This is a genomic window from Streptomyces ortus (assembly GCF_026341275.1).
In the GTDB taxonomy this organism is placed as follows: Bacteria; Actinomycetota; Actinomycetes; order Streptomycetales; family Streptomycetaceae; genus Streptomyces; species Streptomyces ortus.
Genome location: NZ_JAIFZO010000002.1, coordinates 2,619,283 through 2,634,050 on the forward strand (window position 1 = coordinate 2,619,283; position 14,768 = coordinate 2,634,050).

The 14,768-nt window shown below is 71.2% G+C and carries 14 protein-coding genes and 1 pseudogene; 7 read left to right on the forward strand and 8 right to left on the reverse strand.

Annotated features, from left to right (window positions below; genetic code table 11):
• The first annotated feature begins 22 nt into the window (after positions 1-22).
• Positions 23-472 (forward strand): GtrA family protein, encoded by a 450-nt coding sequence (locus K3769_RS14775; RefSeq protein WP_267031378.1) that lies wholly within the window; start codon positions 23-25, stop codon positions 470-472.
• Complete coding sequence (locus K3769_RS14780) at positions 460-1,392, forward strand: YihY/virulence factor BrkB family protein (protein ID WP_267026892.1); 933 nt, start codon at positions 460-462, stop codon at positions 1,390-1,392. The genes K3769_RS14775 and K3769_RS14780 overlap by 13 nt, the downstream gene beginning before the upstream one ends.
• On the opposite strand, the gene K3769_RS14785 is transcribed toward K3769_RS14780, so the two are convergent.
• Entirely contained in the window at positions 1,346-2,662 is a 1,317-nt protein-coding gene (locus K3769_RS14785; protein ID WP_372514941.1) for a D-alanyl-D-alanine carboxypeptidase family protein, read from the reverse strand. The genes K3769_RS14780 and K3769_RS14785 overlap by 47 nt on opposite strands.
• Before the next feature lie 151 nt (positions 2,663-2,813).
• Between K3769_RS14785 and K3769_RS14790 the strand changes: the two genes are divergently transcribed.
• The 3 genes from K3769_RS14790 (at position 2,814) to K3769_RS14800 (ending at position 5,253) form a co-directional block, all read left to right on the forward strand.
• Complete coding sequence (locus K3769_RS14790) at positions 2,814-3,062, forward strand: SCO4848 family membrane protein (protein ID WP_267026894.1); 249 nt, start codon at positions 2,814-2,816, stop codon at positions 3,060-3,062.
• An 80-nt stretch (positions 3,063-3,142) separates the two neighbouring features.
• Complete coding sequence (locus K3769_RS14795; protein ID WP_267026895.1) at positions 3,143-4,486, forward strand: metallophosphoesterase; 1,344 nt, start codon at positions 3,143-3,145, stop codon at positions 4,484-4,486.
• A gap of 356 nt (positions 4,487-4,842) precedes the next feature.
• The gene (locus K3769_RS14800; RefSeq protein WP_267026896.1) at positions 4,843-5,253 is read left to right on the forward strand and encodes an ATP-binding protein; all 411 of its coding nucleotides are present in this window, start codon (positions 4,843-4,845) and stop codon (positions 5,251-5,253) included.
• 361 nt (positions 5,254-5,614) lie between these two features.
• Here the strand turns inward: K3769_RS14800 and K3769_RS14805 are convergent, their stop codons facing one another.
• Positions 5,615-7,060, reverse strand: a complete 1,446-nt coding sequence (locus K3769_RS14805; protein ID WP_267026897.1) for a sensor histidine kinase — start codon at positions 7,058-7,060, stop codon at positions 5,615-5,617.
• Positions 7,057-7,746: a response regulator transcription factor gene (locus tag K3769_RS14810; protein WP_267026898.1), complete on the reverse strand. Its 690-nt coding sequence runs from the start codon at positions 7,744-7,746 to the stop codon at positions 7,057-7,059. Before K3769_RS14810 ends, K3769_RS14805 begins: the two co-directional genes overlap by 4 nt.
• A 176-nt stretch (positions 7,747-7,922) precedes the next feature.
• On the opposite strand from K3769_RS14810, the gene K3769_RS14815 reads away from it, so the two are divergent.
• Positions 7,923-10,385, forward strand: coding sequence for an MMPL family transporter (locus K3769_RS14815; RefSeq protein ID WP_267031379.1), 2,463 nt, complete (start codon positions 7,923-7,925; stop codon positions 10,383-10,385).
• A 22-nt stretch (positions 10,386-10,407) separates the two neighbouring features.
• On the opposite strand, the gene K3769_RS14820 is transcribed toward K3769_RS14815, so the two are convergent.
• The 4 genes from K3769_RS14820 to K3769_RS14835 all read right to left on the reverse strand — a co-directional run bounded on the left by K3769_RS14820 (position 10,408) and on the right by K3769_RS14835 (position 12,727).
• The gene (locus K3769_RS14820; protein ID WP_267031380.1) at positions 10,408-11,145 is read right to left on the reverse strand and encodes a TetR/AcrR family transcriptional regulator; all 738 of its coding nucleotides are present in this window, start codon (positions 11,143-11,145) and stop codon (positions 10,408-10,410) included.
• Positions 11,146-11,236: 91 nt separating this feature from the next.
• A complete protein-coding gene (locus K3769_RS14825) occupies positions 11,237-11,779 on the reverse strand; it encodes a thiol-disulfide oxidoreductase DCC family protein (RefSeq protein WP_267026899.1) in 543 nt (180 codons plus the stop codon).
• Complete coding sequence (locus tag K3769_RS14830) at positions 11,776-12,183, reverse strand: hypothetical protein (protein ID WP_267026900.1); 408 nt, start codon at positions 12,181-12,183, stop codon at positions 11,776-11,778. Before K3769_RS14830 ends, K3769_RS14825 begins: the two co-directional genes overlap by 4 nt.
• 133 nt (positions 12,184-12,316) lie before the next feature.
• Positions 12,317-12,727: a VOC family protein gene (locus K3769_RS14835; protein WP_267026901.1), complete on the reverse strand. Its 411-nt coding sequence runs from the start codon at positions 12,725-12,727 to the stop codon at positions 12,317-12,319.
• 182 nt (positions 12,728-12,909) lie between these two features.
• On the opposite strand from K3769_RS14835, the pseudogene K3769_RS14840 reads away from it, so the two are divergent.
• A pseudogene (locus tag K3769_RS14840) lies at positions 12,910-13,336 on the forward strand (hypothetical protein).
• Positions 13,337-13,358: 22 nt separating this feature from the next.
• On the opposite strand, the gene K3769_RS14845 reads toward K3769_RS14840, so the two are convergent.
• On the reverse strand, positions 13,359-14,657 hold the full coding sequence (locus K3769_RS14845; protein ID WP_267026902.1) for a M48 family metallopeptidase: 1,299 nt from the start codon (positions 14,655-14,657) through the stop codon (positions 13,359-13,361).
• Positions 14,658-14,768: the final 111 nt, after the last annotated feature.

Below are 14,768 nucleotides of genomic sequence, written 5' to 3' on the forward strand. Positions count from 1 at the left end.
GCAGAGCGCGGAAACGGGAGGCGTGCGCCGGGCGGCCACGCCGCACACCCGCCGGCCGGGACGCCGGGAACTGCTCGGCTTCGCCGCCGCGGGCCTCCTCGCGTACGCCGCCGACCTCGCCCTCTTCCTCTGGCTGCGCGGCCCGGCCGGGCTCGACCCGCTGACCGCCAAGGCCCTGTCCTTCGTGGCGGGCTGCTCGGTCGCGTACGCGGGCAACGCGCTGGGTACGTACCGGCACACGTCCACGAGCCTGCTCCAGTACGGGATCTTCTTCGGGGTGAACATCGCGGGAGCCCTGGTGCAGCTGCTGTGCATCCTCGTCAGCCACTACGGCCTCGGGTTCACCTCCCCGCGCGCGGACACCGTGTCGGGCGCGGGAATCGGCATGGCGCTCGCTACGGTCCTGCGCTTTTGGGGTACGAGGACATTGGTTTTCCGAGGCGAGGGCAGAGTCGGATCATGGACTGGCTGAAAAAGCTCCCCGTAGTGGGCCCGTTGGTCGCACGGCTGATGCTCACGCACGCCTGGCGCTCGTACGAACGGCTGGACCGGGTGAAGTGGACGCGGCTCGCCGCGGCGATGACTTTCATCAGCTTCCTCGCGCTCTTCCCGCTGATCACCGTGGCCGCCGCGATCGCCGCCGCGGCCCTCGACGAGAAGGGGGTGAAGACACTTGAGGACAAGATCGCCGAGCAGATCCCCGGCATCGCCGAACAACTCGACATCGGCGCCCTCGTCGACAACGCCGGCACCGTCGGACTCATCGCGGGCGCCCTGCTGCTGTTCACCGGCATCGGCTGGGTCGGCTCGATGCGCGAGTGCCTGCGGGCCGTCTGGGAACTGCCGGACGAGGAGGAGAACCCGATCCTGCGCAAGCTCGTGGACGGCGGAGTACTCGTCGGTCTCGGCGGCGCCGCGCTCGTCACGCTCGCCGCGTCCACCCTCGCCTCGTCGGCGGTGGGCTGGACCACCCGGCAGCTCGGCGTCGACGAGGGCGGCTGGGGCGGAGTGCTGCTGCGGGTGGCCGCGTTCGCCGTGGCCGTCCTCGCCGCCTTCCTGCTGCTCCTGTACCTCCTGACGCTGCTCCCCGGCGTCCAGCCCGAGCGGCGCCGCCTCGTCGTCGCCGCACTGATCGGCGCCGCCGGGTTCGAGCTGCTGAAACTGCTGCTCAGCGGCTATATCCAGGGAGTCGCGGCGAAGAGCATGTACGGGGCGTTCGGGGTGCCCGTCGCGCTGCTGCTGTGGATCAACTTCACGTCCAAGCTGCTGCTCTTCTGTGCGTCCTGGACGGCGACGGAACACAAGGAGACGGCGGAGCCGACCGGAATGGACGGCTCCGCGCACCTCAGCGGCGGCGACGCATCAGCTCCGGCAGCGGCCAGCGGCGGTTGATCAGGAAGACACCGGCGGCGAGCAGGGCGAGGACGCCGCCGGTGATCGCCAGAGCGATGCCGACACCGCCCGAACCGTCCGTCTTCGACGCGGCGGACGCCGTCTTCGGCTTGCCCGCGCCGTCACCCGAACCGCCCGCCTCACCGGAGGCGTTGGCGCCCGGCTGCGCACCCGTGTCCGCGCTCTTCGGCGGCACCAGCTGGCCCACCGGGGAGACCTTGCCCGAGGCCTTGAAGCCCCAGTCGAGGAGCTTGGCGGTCTCCTTGTAGACCTCGTCGTGCTCCTGCTTCTCCGGGTTCATGACGGTGACGAGCAGCACCCGGCCGTCCCGCTCGGCGACCCCGGTGAAGGTCGCACCCGCGTTGGTGGTGTTGCCGTTCTTCACACCCGCGATGCCCTGGTAGGCGTCGAGGCCGTAGTCGCCGGTCAGCAGCCGGTTGGTGTTCTGGATCTCGAAGGACCCGCGGGTGGTCTTCCCCTTCTTGTTCTTCTTCGTCTCGCCGGGGAATTTCGCGCGGACCGTCGAGCAGTACTCCCGGAAGTCCTCGTTCTGCAGGCCGGAGCGGGCGAACAGCGTCAGGTCGTACGCCGACGACACCTGGTGCTTCTCGTCGTAGCCGTCCGGGCTGACCACGGTCGTGTCGAGCGCCTGGAGTTCCTCGGCGCGCGCGTTCATGTCCTTGACGGTCTTGTCCACGCCCCCGTTCATCGCGGACAGGACGTGCACGGCGTCGTTGCCGGAGCGAAGGAAGACGCCGAGCCACAGGTCGTGGACCGTGTACGTCTCGTCCTCCTTTATGCCCACCATGCTGGAGCCCGAGCCGATGCCCGCCAGGTCGGACGGGACGACCTTGTGCTTCTGCTTCTTGGGGAACTTCGGCAGCACGGTGTCGGCGAACAGCATCTTCAGGGTGCTCGCCGGAGGCAGCCGCCAGTGCGCGTTGTGCGAGGCCAGCACATCGCCGGACTCGGCGTCCGCGACGATCCAGGAGCGGGCGCTCAGATCCTTCGGGAGGACCGGCGCGCCGGCGCCGAGGTTCGCCTGGGTCCCGGGCCGCGCGAGCAGGGCGCCGCCCACGGTCGACATGTCCGCCGGCGGTGTGGCCGAGGGACTGGCCGACGGGGACGGCTTCGGCTTGTCCGCCGCGCGGCCGGCCGCGGCTGCGGCGGCCGGCGCGGTGGCGGTCGCCGCGAGCGCGAGCGAGAACGACAACAGGGTGGCGGAAGTGACCAGCAAGGAGGGCTTGGCGGTCTTTTTCATGGCGGGCACGGTCGAGAACGTACAGGGCGTGGCGAGGGAAGTCGTAGGGGCCTCCTCGCCGAGGCCCTTTCCGGCAGGAGCTTTCGCGCCACCGTGCCGTGCGCCGTGGCCGGACCCACCCCGGGCGCCGGTTCCGTTCGCGGACGGCGATACTGAACCCATGAAGCTCAGCCGTCCCCTCTCCTGGTTCCTGCTCGCCTTCGGAGTGTGGAGCTGGGTCATCTGGATCACTTTCATCAAAAATCTCTGGAAGGACGGCAGCGGGCTCGCCTTCGACGACGCGGGCGATCCGACCGGGTACTTCTGGGTGCACCTGACGCTCGCCGTTGTCTCCTTTGTCTTGGGGACGGTTGTCGGAGGCATCGGGTTGCGCGGTGTCCGGGCGTTGCGTCGGACGCAGTCGCCGTGACGCCCGGACGCCGTAGCGCTGTATCGCCGTAACGCACAACGTCATATGCGTCGTATACGTCATAACGGGAGAGTCGTCGCGTGGTCATCGTGTTCGTCGTGATCGGGGTTCTGGTCCTGGCCGTGTTCGGGGGCCTGCACTGGTACCTGTGGCGTCGGCTGGTGCGTGACACGACGGCGCGGCCCGGAGTGTCCCGGCGCGTGGGCACGGCCGTGCTGGTGGGCGGGCCGCTGCTGATGTTCGCGGCGATCACGTCCGAGCGGACGGGCGCGCCGTTCTGGCTGCAGCAGGTGCTGGCCTGGCCCGGCTTCCTGTGGATGGCGCTGTCGATCTACCTCCTGCTGGCGCTGCTGGTCGGCGAGGCGGTACGGCCGCTGCTGCGGAGGGCGCTGGACCGGCGTACGGCGTCCGCGCCAGAACCGGTGACCGAGCCGGTGACCGAACCGGCGGAGGTGCGCGAGGCCGCGCATGTCCCGGCGGGGGCGTCGGCGGCCGGGGAGGCGCAGCCCGGGGAGGCCGAGCGGGCCTCGGACGCATCTGCATCGGCGTCCACGCCTGCGCCCGCGCCTGCGTCTGTGCCCGCGCCCGCGTCCGCCGGGCCCTCGCGTCGGCTTCTCATCTCGCGTGTCGTGGGTGGGGTCGCGGCGTCCGCCGCCGTGGGGACCGTCGGGTACGGGACCTACGGCGTCCTGAGCGGGCCCAAGGTCAAGCGGGTCACCGTGCCGCTGGCCAAGCTCCCGAGGGCCGCCCACGGGTACCGGATCGCCGTCGTCAGCGACATCCACCTCGGGCCGGTGCTGGGGCGCGGCTTCGCCCAGAAGGTCGTCGACACGATCAACTCGACGCAGCCCGACCTGATCGCGGTCGTGGGCGACCTCGTCGACGGCAGTGTGAAGGACCTCGGCCCCGCCGCCGCGCCGCTCGCGCAACTGCGGGCACGGCACGGTTCGTTCTTCGTCACCGGGAACCACGAGTACTTCTCCGGGGCCGAGGAGTGGGTCGCGCGGGTACGTGAACTGGGGCTGAACCCGCTGGAGAACGCCCGGACCGAGCTGGCCCACTTCGATCTCGCCGGGGTCAACGACGTGGCCGGGGAGGACGAGGGGCAGGGCCCCGACTTCGCGAAGGCCCTCGGTGACCGGGACCGCGCCCGGACGTGTGTCCTGCTCGCCCACCAGCCCGTACAGATCCATGACGCGGTGGACCACGGGGTGGACCTCCAGCTCTCCGGGCACACCCACGGCGGGCAGTTGTGGCCCGGCAACTTCATCGCGGACCTCGCCAATCCGACCCTCGCCGGTCTGGAGCGCTACGGGGACACGCAGTTGTACGTGTCGCGGGGCGCCGGCGCGTGGGGGCCGCCGACGCGGGTGGGCGCGCCGTCCGACATCACGGTCGTGGAACTGGCTTCCAAGCAGGCCTGACGCGGGACGCCCGGGGCGGGGCGCCGACCAGCTGATTTTGGACAGTCGGCGGGGCGCCGGGCGTGGCCGAACCGCCGGGAACCTTCACATGGTCCGGTGAACCGTCGTGGGCGGGGGCCCGCCGGTGGGCCGCGGCGGGGGGCGCATCACGGGCTGAGCAGTGCGGACGCGGGGGTGGCGGCCTCGCCCGGGTATCCGCCGGACGGCAGGGGGGTGTTCCGGTTGTGGAGCCGGGGCGGGATCGGCCCGTCGGCAGGCTGTCGCGTTCATGCAGGGTTGCAATTGCGCGAGTGACGCATCGGGCTCGCACCACGCAACATGGTGTGACGGAAGCGTGCGCGGGGTGAGGGGCAAACGTGTTGAGACGCAACTCCTTCCGGTTGCCCCGGCATCCGGCGTCCGTCGGGCTCGCGCGGCGCCGGGTGCGGGACCATCTGTCGAACTGGGGGCACAGTTCGGGGGAGCAGGCGTTCGAGGACGTGGTGCTGCTGGTGTCCGAGCTGGCGACGAACGCGGTGCGGCATGCGCCGCTGCTTGAGCGGGAGTTCGAGGTGGCGGTGACGACGCTCGCGGACGGGTCGTGCCTCATAGAGGTGTCCGACGAGAGCGCGGTGCAGCCGCGGGTGCGGTCGGTCGGGGAGTACGAGGAGGAGTCGGGGCGGGGGTTGCGGCTGGTGGAGAGCCTGACGACGGCGTGGGGGGTCTGGAGCCGGGGCCGCCACGGCAAAACGGTCTGGGCCCTGGTCCCGTCCCCCACCCCGAGATAGCCCTCCAGCCCCGCCGACCCCCACCCGACTGCGCAGTTCCCCGCGCCCCTGAGGGAGCTGGCCCGGCTGCCATCCGACCTGCGAGGCGGTGGGTGCCGGCCGCGCAGTTCCCCGCGCCCCTTGAGGGGCGGCCCGGTGGGCCCGGACCGATTGCGCAGTTCCCCGCGCGCCTTAGGGGGCTGGACCTGCTGCCGTTCGGCCTGTGAGGCGGTGGGTGCTGGCCGCGCAGTTCCCCGCGCCCCTTGCGTGCCCTCCCGGGATGCGCCGCAGGCGCGCTACAGGGCGCGGGGAACTGCGCGGCCCACCGCGGTCGGCCCGCACCTCTGCGACTCACCGATCCCCCCACCCCGCCCCCGAAAAATCAACCCCCACCCAACCCGGAGGGCAACGTGACCGTCACCGTCAATCCCGCCCCCGGCGACGTCCGAACCGCCACCCCACCCCCGTGCGCCACCACAACCCCCTGCACGATCGCCATCCCCAGCCCACTCCCCGCACCCCCACCCGCCCGGAAGAACCGGTCGAAGATGCGCGCCGCGTCCTCCTCCGCCAGCCCCGGCCCCTCGTCGGCGACGCACACCCGCACCACCCCGTCGGTCCGCTCCAGCGCGAGGGCGACCGCGACATCCGCGGGCGTGTGCGTGCGTACGTTCGCCATCAGGTTGCCCAGCACCTGCCGCAGGCCCGACTCGTCCGCCCGTACGAGGACGGCCCCCTCGGCGCTCACCGACACCGGCCGCCCCGGCTGCTGCGCCCGCAGATCCTCCGCCGCGTCCCGCACCAGCCGGCTCAGGTCGACGTTGCGGAACCGCAGTTCGGGCTGCTGGTCGAGGCGCGCCAGGGTGAGCAGTTCGTCGACCAGCCGCCCCATCCGGTCGGCCTCCCCGGTCATCCGGTCCCACGCCCGCTTGCGCTCGGCCGGCTCCCGCAGCATGCCCTTGTCGTACAGCTGGAGATAGCCGCGTATCGCCGACAGCGGCGTACGCAGTTCGTGCGAGGCGTCCGCGACGAACCGCCGCAACTGCGCCGCACTCCGCTCGCGCGTCCGGTACGCCACCTCGACCTGCTGGAGCATCGCGTTCAGGGCGAGCCGCAACTGCTCGACCTCCAGCGTGGGGTGATGGCTGGACGGCACCCGCCGCGCCAGGTCCCCCTCGGCGATCGCCGACGACGTCTCCACCATGTCCTCCAACGGCCGCAGCCGCCGGCTCACGCTCAGCATCGTCAGCACGGCGAGCAGCGCCAGCAGCAGCAGCCCGAAGAACAGATCGAGCTTGAGCGCCTTGGCCATCCCCTTGTGCAGCGCGTCGGTCGAGCCGGCGACCAGGATCACGGAATCGTCGGACAGCGAGGCACCGATCACCCGGAACGGGGAACCGTCCACCGTCACGTCGCGCGGATCCGCGTCGCCGGTGAGCGTGCGCGGATCGCCCACCGCCGCGGCGAGCGCCCGCTGGTTCGCGGTCGGCTCGAACGTGCCGAGTGTGAGAGGCCGGCCCTCGGAGTCGACCACCGCGAACAGCGAGTCCGCGTCCGGCGGACCCTGCGCCTCCGGCGTCCTCCCCTCCCGCACGAAGGCCAGCGCGCTCAGCGAGTCGATCTGCCGCGCGGTCAGCTGCGTACTCTCCAGGGAGTCCCGCATCCTGAGCAGCTCCGAGTCGACCTGGTCAAGCAGGTAGTACCGCATGCCCATCAGGCTCACCGCCGTCGCCAGGACGATGCCGAGCGCCAGCAGCGCCACATTGGCCACCGTCAGCTTGCCGCGCAGGGAGTGGATGCCGCGCCCGCGGCAGCGCCGGAGGATCACGCGAGCCCGTAGCCGACGCCGCGCCGCGTCGTGATCACCGGCGCGCCGAGCGCGTCGAGCTTGCGCCGCAGATAGCTGATGTACGTCTCCACGACCGTCGACTCCGCCGGATGCTCGTACTGCCAGACGTGCCGCAGCAACTGCTCCTTGGGCACGATCCGGCCGCCGTTGCGCACGAGGAAGCGCAGCAGCGCGTACTCGGTCGGGGTCAGCTCGACCGTGCGGCCCGCGCGGTGCACCGAGTACGTCGTCTCGTCCAGCTCCAGGTCGCCGTAGCGCAGCGGCGGGCGCTCGGGCAGGACGTCGGCGGTGCGGGTGCGGCGCAGCACGGCGGTGATGCGGGCGACCACCTCGTCGATGTTGAACGGCTTGGTGATGTAGTCGTCGCCGAAGGAGAGCGCGCCGACGATCTCCGTGGGCGCGTCCCGGGCGGTGAGGAACACCAGCGCCAGATCGGGCTGCTTCACGCGCAGTTCGCGGCCCAGCGCCCGGCCGTCGCCGTCCGGGAGCATCACGTCGAGGAGCGCCGCGTCCGGGCGCGTGCGCTCGGCCAGCGTCAGCGCCTGGCGGACCGTCCCCGCCGTCATCACCTGGAAGCGGTGGTAGCGCAGGGCGATGGTCAGCACGTCCGCGATGCTCGGCTCGTCCTCGACGACCAGCACGGTCGCCCCCTCGTGAACGGTCATGCCCCCCAGTATCGGCGCGAGCACCGACAACGGGGCCGGCTCTCCCTTTGGAGTTCCTTGTGAGTCATGGCCAGGTCATGTCCAGCGCCCCGCGCCGCGCCCGATGCTGTCCCCCAGGACCTGGGGGACCAACCGACAACTGATACATGAATAAGGGGCGTTGAGGCGTGACGACATTGGCACGGTGGTGCTATCGGCACCGGCTGGTGGTCCTGATTCTGTGGGTGGGGGCGTTGCTGGGGCTGGGCTTCGCGGGTTCCGCCGCGGGCACGAACTACGCGGACACCTTCACCCTTCCGAACACGGACTCCACGCGTGCGTACGACCTGATGCAGAAGGCCTTCCCGGAGCGGTCCGGCGACACCGACACGGTGGTGTGGAAGGTCGACGGGGGGACGGCGCGCGACGCGTCCGTACGCTCGCGGATCGAGCCCGCCCTCGAAGAGATCGGGCGCATGAAGGGCGTCGGCGAGGTCAGCAGCCCGTACGCCGCCCAGGGGGCCTCGCAGGTCAGCGAGAACGGGCGGATCGCGTACGCCCAGATCACCTTCACCGAGCAGGCCAACGGTGTGCCGAAGGCGCTCGTGGAGGACGTCGTCGACACCGCGCAGGGCGCCGAACGCGCCGGGCTGCAGGTGGAGCTGGGCGGCCAGGCGATCACCCGCACCCAGGAACCGCCCACCGGCATCGCCGAGACGACCGGCATCCTGGCCGCGGCGGTCGTCCTCTTCCTCGCCTTCGGCTCGCTCTTCGCGATGCTGCTGCCCCTCGTCGTCGCGATCGCCGCCCTCGGCACCGGCCTGATGGCGACCTCGCTGCTCAGCCATGTCACCGACGTGCCCGAAGTGGCGCCGCTGCTCGGCTCGCTGATCGGCCTGGGTGTCGGCATCGACTACGCCCTGTTCATCGTGACGCGGCACCGCCGGGGCATCCTGCGCGGCATGCAGCCCGAGGAGTCCGCCGTCACGGCCCTCAACACCTCGGGCCGCGCGGTCCTGTTCGCCGGCGGCACGGTGTGCATCGCGCTCGCCGGAATGCTGGTGATGAACATGCGCTTCCTGGACGGTGTCGTCGTCGCCACCTCGCTGACGGTCGTGCTGAGCGTGCTCGCCGCGATCACCCTGCTGCCGGCGCTCCTCGGACTGCTCGGCATGCGGGTGCTCAGCCGCAAGCAGCGCCGCAGGCTCGCCGCCGAGGGACCGGAGTCGGAGGAGGCGAGCGGACTCGCCGCCCGCTGGTCCGCGTTCGTACAGAAGCGTCCGCGAGCGATCGCCGCCGGGGCCCTGGTCGTCATGACGATCCTGGCGCTGCCCGTCCTGTCGATCCGGCTCGGCGCCACCGACCAGGGCAACCACCAGGACTCCACGACCACCCGGCAGGCGTACGACCTGCTCGCCGAAGGCTTCGGGCCCGGCTTCAACGGCCCGCTCCAGGTGGTCGTGGACGGCGGGGACAAGGCCGGCACGGACGCGCTCGTGTCCACCATTCGCTCGACCGACGGAGTCGCCCAGGCCGCCGCCGCGCCGCCCGCGCGGGGCATCACCGTCATCCAGGTCGTACCCACCACGTCACCGCAGTCCGAGAAGACGGACCAGCTGATCGACCGGCTGCGCGACGACGTGATCCCGGCTTCCGGGACCGAGGCGCACGTGGGCGGAGTGACCGCCGTCTTCAAGGACTTCGCGGCCGTCACGGGGGACCGGCTGCCCTACTTCGTAGTGGCGATCATCACGCTCGGCTTCCTCCTCCTGATGGTGGCCTTCCGCTCCCTGGTGGTGCCGCTGACGGCGGCCCTGATGAACCTCATCGCGGCAGCCGCCTCCTTCGGAGTGCTCGTCGCGATCTTCCAGTGGGGCTGGGGCACGGAACTCCTCGGCATCGGCAAGGAGGGGCCGATCACCGCCTTCCTGCCGGTCATCATGCTGTCGCTGCTCTTCGGGCTCTCGATGGACTACCAGGTGTTCCTGGTGAGCCGTATGCACGAGGAGTGGGTGCACACCCGGGACAACGCGCGCGCGGTCCGGGTCGGCCTCGCCGAGACCAGCAGGGTCATCAACTGCGCGGCCCTGATCATGATCTGCGTGTTCTCCGCGTTCGTGCTCAGCGGTGACCTGGAGGGCGCGATGGCGGGCATCGGGCTCGCGGCGGCGGTCGCCCTCGACGCGTTCATCCTGCGTACGGCCCTGGTGCCGGCCGCGATGCACCTGCTGGGCAACTCCAACTGGTGGCTGCCCGCGGGCCTGGAGAAGCGGCTGCCGCACCTGGCGGTGGAGCCCCGCGAGGAGGCCGTCGCCGAGCCCCACGCGCGCGTGGCCGACGCCGAGACCGGCCGCGGCACCGGTACGGGTTCCGGTACCGGCGGCGGTTCCACCGTGATCCACGGCTTCGTCCGCACCCCGGACGGGGAGCCCGTGGAGGGTGCCGCGCTGACCCTGCTCTCCAAGGGCGGCCGTCAGCTCGACCGGGTGACCTCGCTGGCCGACGGCTCGTACATCGTCTCGGTCCCGTCCGCGGGCTCGTACCTGCTGGCCGTGACGGCCCAGGAGCACGCCTCCCGGGCCCGCCATGTGATGGTCGGCGCGGAACCGCTGGTGTACGACGTAGAGCTGGCGGAGGACGAGGTGGACGCGGTGAACTGACCGCGCGAGGCGCCGTGAGGCGCTAAGCGGTGGACTTCCTGGCGGGTTTGGCGGGGTCGGGCAGCGCGTTCGTCATCCCCGGCAGGAAGTCCGTGAACAGTTCGTGCACCTCGCGGACCAGGGGCCGCAGCACGCGGAACCGGGCCAGCGAGACACCGAGCGAGGTGAGGCGGGCGCCGCGTTCGGCGAGGCGGTAACTGCGCTCGCGGCCCTCCGTGCGGTCGAAGATCCAGTACAGGACCAGACCCATCTGCGAGAGCCACAACAACTCGGGAAGCACCTCCCGCAGCTCCTCCGGGATCTTCGCCTTCGAACCGCTCAGCACCTCGCCGCAGACGCCGATGGCCTCCACGCGCGCGTGCTCCGACTCGGGCGAGAACGGGCTGAGCGGGCTGTCCGGATCGGCGGCGTTCTTGAAGAACTGCACGGCGAACTCGTGGTACGGCGTCGCCACGTCCAGCCACGCCTTCAGGACCCCGGCGATCCGCTTCTCCAGATCCCGCTCGTGGTCCAGGACCTCGCGGACGGCCGCCCGGTGCTCCACGGCCATACGGTCGTAGAAGCCCTGGATCAGGTGCTCCTTGCCCGCGAAGTAGTAGTAGGCGTTGCCTACGGAGACCCCGGCCTCCTTGGCGATGGCCCGCATCGTCGTCTTCTCGTAACCCCGTTCCTGGAACAGGCGCATCGCCGTCTCCAGGATCAGGGCCCGGGTCTGCTCGCTCTTGGCGGGCGTACGCGGGGCGCCGGGGCCGTCGGGCACCGCGGAGCCCCTGGCCCCGCCGGAGCTGTCGGGCACGGCGGGACCGTCCGGGCTGGGGGCACTGTCGTTCGCTGCTGGCACGGGACAGAGCCTAACGAGGCGGACAGGTGCCGCTGTCGCAGGCGGGCGGATCGTAGGTCCAGCCGACGGCCGGGTCGTACGACCACCCGTCGGCCGCGCCGTACGTACGCCCGCCCCACTGCCCCTCCTGCCCGCCCCAGTACCCCTCCCGGCGGGCTCGCTGCCCCTCGCGCCACTTGGCGGCGGCGAGCACCGCGCCCCGGGCCAGCCGGGCCCCGGCCGGGGTGCTGAGCCGGTGGGCCATCGGGCGGTGGTCCGCGAGCGCCCACAGGGTGACGATCCAGGCGGCGGTTCCGCGGTAGACCTGGCCCGCGTCGCCGATGACGGTGATCTCGTCGAGGGTCGCGGCGTGGTCGAGCCCGGGGAAGCGGTGTGCGGCCTGTGCCGACCCGGCGGCCACCAGCTCCAGGGGCACCAGTTGCCGCTGCCGTACGAGCCAGTCGCGCAGGAAGGCGCAGAGCGAGCACCGGGCGTCGTACAAGACGGTGAGCCCGCGGACCGGGACGCGTGCGGCGTCCCGGTCCGGTCCGGCGGCGGTCGCCACCGGAGTCACGCCCCGGCCGTCGGCGCGACCCAGCCCTGCGGCGGCACGGGCGGCTGCTGCTCGCGCTCCATGACGCCCCGGCGGCGGATCTTGTTGAGCACGTACACGTTCCCCAGGTGCATCGCGCCGAGCACCAGCAGCACCACGCCGAGCTTGGTCGACAGGGCCTCGAAGACGCCGCGGGCGTCGGTGATCACGTCGTCCTGGTTGAGATAGAGCGCCACGAAGCCGAGGTTCACCAGGTAGAAGCCGACCACCAGGAGGTGGTTGACGGCGTCGGCGAGCTTCTCGTTGCCCTGCAGGACGTCGGCCAGGAAGATGCGCCCGTTGTGGCTGAGCGTCCGCGCCACCCAGACCGTCAGCGCGACGCTGATCAGCAGATATATGACATACGCAACGACCGTGAGGTCCATGTTCCCCGCCCATTCTTGAACGTGTTCAAAAGGCTGTCGAGAGAGAATGTAGACCTGTTTTTGAACACGTTCAAGCGAAGCTTCGGCGGTACGGGTGTGACGTGCGGCTCAGGAGGTTCCTCGGTGGCCGCCCTCAGCCGGTGCGGGCCAACTCCGGCCGCTTGGTGTAGTCGGTGAACCCGATGACATTGCCCCAGGGGTCGGCGACCTCGACGGTCCAGCCGGTGGCGACGGACAGGGGCGCGTCGAGCGGCTGGACGCCGGCGGCGGCGAGGGCGTCGGCCATGCCTCTGGCGTCCCGCACCTCCAGCCACACCCGGGGAGTGGCCCAGGAGGGTGGCCGGTGCGCCAGCTCCCCCTCCAGCCGCAGCAGCACGCCGGGGGTCTCCTTGCCGACCTTCAGCACGGCGATCCCGGCCTCGTCGAGCCGGAACCCGACGGTGAACCCGGCCCGCCGGTAGAAGTCCACGGCCTCGTCGAGACTGCCGACGGGAAGAAGGACATTGTCGAATCCGAGCAGCTCGTACGACTCTTCGTCTGACATGTCGTCAGATTAGGTGGTGGGGTGGGGGTGCGGGGGGAGGCGGCGGGCAGCCACTGAGGGGAGTCACCCGTGTGGCGCCGCGACGCCGGGCCACTCTTTCGGCTGAGCCGGCGGTCATTGCTGGTGGGAGCGCTGATCCCGCGGGCGAGACTCCGTCGCATGGGAACAACGACGGACGCCGCATCCGAGACGAGCCCGACACGGAGGGTGCGTTCCGCCGACCGACGCCGCCGCCCGAGGGCTGGATCGCGGAGGACCTCGACCGGATCCCTGACCTCCCGCCGCACACGGAGTTGATCGACGGAAGCCTCGTCCACAGGAGCCAGCAGACGCGCTTCCACTCGCGCTGCATGCGTCTGCTGGAGCGCGGCTTGCTGAGCCGGGCGCCGGATGATCTGGACGTCTACCGGGAGTTCACCGTCGTGCTGGACCGACGGAACAGACCGGAACCTCCGCTACGTGTACGAACTCGACCCCGCCACAAAGTCCTACGGGCTTACCGGCATCTTCCACGACCGCCTCAAGACCACGGCACCCTTCGACATCGAGATCGACCTCACGGCGGTAGGCCGACGCCGGAGCACTTCCGGGGACGCGGCACGCGGCTAACCGCAGGAGGTCGGCCCCCCGACTAGCGGCCGAGCCCGTGCTTGACGATGCGCTGGGCCGTCGTTGTGGCCGGGGCGGTCAGTTCGGTGGCGATTCGGGACTCCGTGTCGCCGTCCGTCGTGACGGTCGCCGGGAGGGGTGGGACGGCGAGGAGGCACTGGTGGCGCAGGTGGGTCGGGGGGTGGGTCGTGTCGACGCTGTGGCCCCGCAGGATCGCCGCGCGGCGCTGACGTTCGTACTCGCTCTGCGGAACGGAGTCCATGTGCGCGCCGAGGCGCTCCCACAAGCCCTGCCAGGGCTGCCGGTCCGCCGTGCCGCGTCGGCTGACCTGCTGGGCGTTGGTCTCGCGCCGCAGCATGGTCTCGGCCGAGTCGAGGACGAGGAAACGGTTCATGACCGACGCCGCCGCGTCGGTGGAACCGGCGCGCGCGGCCATCGAGTCGGCGAGGTACTCGGCGCGCTGTGTCGCCCGCAGGGTCAGCCGGTCCAGCAGCATCAGCAGTCCCTGGAGCAGGGCGCGGGGCAGAAAGAAGACCAGATTGACGAAGGCCTCCACGAGGGTCGGGTTCGGCGTCGGGGCGACGTAGTAGCGCCAGGTGCTGAGGGAGCGGAGCGCGTTGCCGATGATCAGCCCGTGGCGGGTGTCCCCGTTGCTGTAGTGACCGAGTTCGTGGCCGAGCAGGGCGATTCGCTCCTGCGGGGTGAGGATCTCCCAGAGCGGCATGCCGATCGTCAACAGCCGGCGACCGCGTATCCCGTACGTCGTCACGCTCGCGTTCAACTCGGTGCTGATGGCGACCGTGTCGACTCCGCGGGTACCCGCGACGACGGCGATCTCGTCGATCAGCGCGAAGAGCGCGGGCGCGTCGGTGCGGGTCAGCAGGGGCTGATCATCGGGCAGTTCGGAGAAGCGCGGCCGCAACGTCCAGGTGAGCACCGCGAGGACCAGGCCGAGGACCATCCCGGCGCCGCCCCACCCGGTGACGAGAAACCACATCGCGCCGACGGCCAGGGCCACGGTGACTCCGTGCACCGTGAGCGCGATCAGGTAGGCCGCGAGGCCGGCGGCGTCGCGTCGCGGGCGCAGCGTCTCTCCGGCGGCCACTTCGGCGGCCAGGCGCTCGCCGTGACGGCGGGCGAGTCTTCGCCGCCGTCTCTCCAGCCGCCCCGGCTCCTCACCGGGCCGCTCCGGATCCACGTTCCAGTCGCACCCGGCACACCAGGTGGTGAACCGCCCGTCCACCCGAATCCCGGCCCCGCACTGCGGGCACGGCTGCGTTGTCTCTCCGGCCTGCCCGCTGGTCCCGACGCTGGTACTCACTCGGCGATCTCCCATCCCCCGGCCCCTCCCCAGAGGCCACTCCGTTCGTGACGCCACAGCTGATCATTCCGCGGGCAGCACGTAAAGCTTTTTTGGGGCTGTGACGTGCGA